We start from the raw sequence: 3036 nt of genomic DNA, 5'->3' as shown, positions 1-3036 counted from the left end.
TTGGCTCATAACAACACTAAATTAATAATTTATAGTGTTGCATTAGTTTTCTGAACCCGCGTTTTTATTACGCCTAACGTGCCGAGTATTTGCGAAGAACGGGAGAGAAATTGAACGCAAGTTCAATCGAAGAACGAAAGTTGAACCTTGCACAAATGTTCAACCGAAGCCGTTCAGCCCGTTTTTGGTAATACCATGTTACAGGCTGGCGTTTTCGTTAACTGTGTAATTTTAGCTATTTATTTTCAACCTTTTAACCCATTTATAAACTTCGACCCACAACACCGACACGGCAGCAATTAAAATTGAGATTAAGAATTGCTGGAAATTAATACTACTCAATTGAAAGAAAGAAGCGAATGGCGGAATATAGAGTATTGCAATAAGTAAAACCAAAGATGCTCCAAGTATTAATGGGAACAATCTATTTTTATTTTTAAAACTATCAAATACACTGTAAATGAATGAGCGATTAACCATACTCAAAAACACATTTGCAAATACTAAAGTTGTGAAAACTATTGAACGTGTAGTTGCTTCATTACTACCGTTTTGTACCGCATACTGATATGCAGTTAGAACGCCTGCGGTAATGGCCAATCCCTGAATAATACTAATGCTTAATTCTTTCCAGCTCAAGAATGTCTCGGTCATTTTACGTGGTTTCTCTAGCATTGTATTTTTTTCCATCGGCTCATTTTCATAGACAATAGAACAGGTTGGCCCCATTATTAGCTCCAAGAAAATAACATGTACCGGTGTGAAAATATGCGGATATATCCAACCCAAAAACAAGGGTAAAGAAACCGTTAGAATAATCGGAATATGAATGGATATAATATATTGAATGGCTTTTTTGAGATTGGAATAAATTCTTCTTCCAGCCGCTATTCCAGTGATCAATTTGTCTAAATCATCATTTGCAATAACCAATGCTGCCGCTGCTTTTGCGATTTCTGTTCCTTTATTTCCCATCGCTACACCAATATGAGCTGCTTTCAAAGCAGGTGCATCATTCACGCCATCTCCCAGCATGGCCACCACTTCATCGTTCTTTTTAAGAGCGTTTACAATTGCCAATTTTGCCTCGGGGAACATACGCGTATACAGTGTGGTGCTTTTAGAAAGTTCCATCAATTCGGTTTCTGTATGATGAACGATATCGGTTCCGTTTACTGCTGCTGTTTCGTTTATAATTCCTGCTTGATGCGCAATAGCCCTTGTTGTATCTGCATTGTCTCCTGTGATGACTTTTACCTTGATGCCTGCAGCATATATCTTTTTAAATACTTCTTGAATGTTCGCTTTCGGTGGATCGTAGAAAACAGTGAATCCTAAAAAGTCAAAAGAAAAATCTTGTTGTTTTTCAGGAAAGTGATTGCCTTCAAAATTACATTTAGCCACGCCCAGTACTCGGTACCCTTGTGCTCCGAAATTGATGATATGTTGTCGTAAATTGTCCTTCTCGCTTTCCGTAAGATTAGAAACGGCAAGAATGGCTTCGGGCGCACCTTTGGCTGCAATAATTCTTTCACCTAAACTATTTTCAAAAAGATGCGTCATCATTGGAGGTTTCCCTTCTAATGGATATTCGTGTATCATTTGAAAATTCTTCCGCTCATCATTGGATTGTGTTTGCTCATAAATTTGATGCAGTGTTTTTTCCATGGGATCAAACGGAATGGGTTCACTACTCCACATAGCGAAACGAATAAGCTCTGAAAGCTCAGGTGTATTGAATTGCGTATCCTCAATAACCTTGTTTGATTTGTAATCAAATAAAAGTTTCAGTCGCATGGAGTTTTCAGTAATAGTTCCCGTTTTGTCCGTACAGATCACTGTAGTACTGCCCAATGTTTCGACCACACTACTACGTTTAATTATCACACCTTCACTCATTAATTTCCAGGCACCTAAAGCCATAAAAGTAGTAAAGGCTACAGGGATTTCTTCTGGAAGCACAGACATGGCCAAGGTTAATCCAGCGAGTAAACTTTGTATGATATCTCCTGATTTCCAGTAACTAAATCCCCAAACCATCAGAAACACGATAACACCAATAATCGCCATTCCCTTTACAAATTTGGTAATCTGAATTTGCAGTGGCGAATGAACTTCTTTGATATCTTGAATGGATTGACTGATTTTCCCTAGTTTGGTTTCTGCTCCAATTTTCTCTACATTAAAAATGGCCAAACCAGATACTACCAGCGTTCCGCTATATATTTTTCTATCTTCGGTTTCTTGACTTTTAAATACTGAAAAACTTTCACCTGTTAGTGAGGCTTCATTAACTGAAAAATCATTGCTGTGCACAATTTCGCCATCAGCACTAATCATTTTTCCTTCTTCGACAATGCATAAATCGCCAACGGCAATTTCGTTTGTGGGAATTTGCATCACGATTGAATCTCTGATAACAGTACTTAACGGTTCGTTCAATTTTTTCAACGCTTCCAGTGCTTTTTTACTGCGATTGTCTTGATAGAATGAAATGCCAGAAACGACAATAATAGCGCCCAACATAAAAATAGCTTCGGAATAATTGCCAACTATTATATAAATAACTGTTACCGCAATAAGCAAAAGCAGCATTGGTTCTTTCAAAATATCGAGCAACATACTATACCACGCATTTTTTTTAATAGCGTCTATTTGATTGAAACCAAATTTTTTTCGAGAGGTTTTTAATTCCTCAGTTGTGAGACCTTTAATGTGTTTGGGGACATTATACTGCATCAGTCTAATTTTTTAAAAACATAAAACTGTTAGATTTATTTAAATTACTGTGAAAAGCGTTTTTGTGATTTTAGTGCATTTTTCCACGCTTGCCTGTAACGAGCCGAGTATTTGCGAAGAACGGGGAGAAATTGAACGAAGTTCAAGTTCGTACGTTCAAGCAAATTGCTTGGCTGAAACTAAGTTAGAAAAAAGTTTTTTGATAAGCAATTTTGCGAGCGGAAAATTATGGATAAAAAGTTAGCTTTCAGCCCGTTTTTTGCTAAATACTATGTTAGCTGACGTTTATTTTTTTTA

General features: G+C 37.0%; 1 protein-coding gene. It reads right to left on the bottom strand.

The window, feature by feature from the left end:
* Positions 1-231: 231 nt before the first annotated feature.
* Positions 232-2739 (bottom strand): cation-translocating P-type ATPase, encoded by a 2508-nt coding sequence (locus EAH69_RS13760; protein ID WP_121935792.1) that lies wholly within the window; start codon positions 2737-2739, stop codon positions 232-234.
* Between the last annotated feature and the right edge of the window lie 297 nt (positions 2740-3036).

It is taken from the genome of Faecalibacter macacae, assembly GCF_003687725.1.
Classification (GTDB): Bacteria; Bacteroidota; Bacteroidia; order Flavobacteriales; family Weeksellaceae; genus Empedobacter; species Empedobacter macacae.
Note: the sequence above shows the minus strand (reverse complement) of the source record. Positions and strands in the feature narration are given on the sequence as shown.

Bases quoted from the DNA above. Each gene is read 5' to 3' on its own strand.
- EAH69_RS13760 (WP_121935792.1), bottom strand. From the start codon at position 2,739: ATGCAGTATAATGTCCCCAAACACATTAAAGGTCTCACAACTGAGGAA.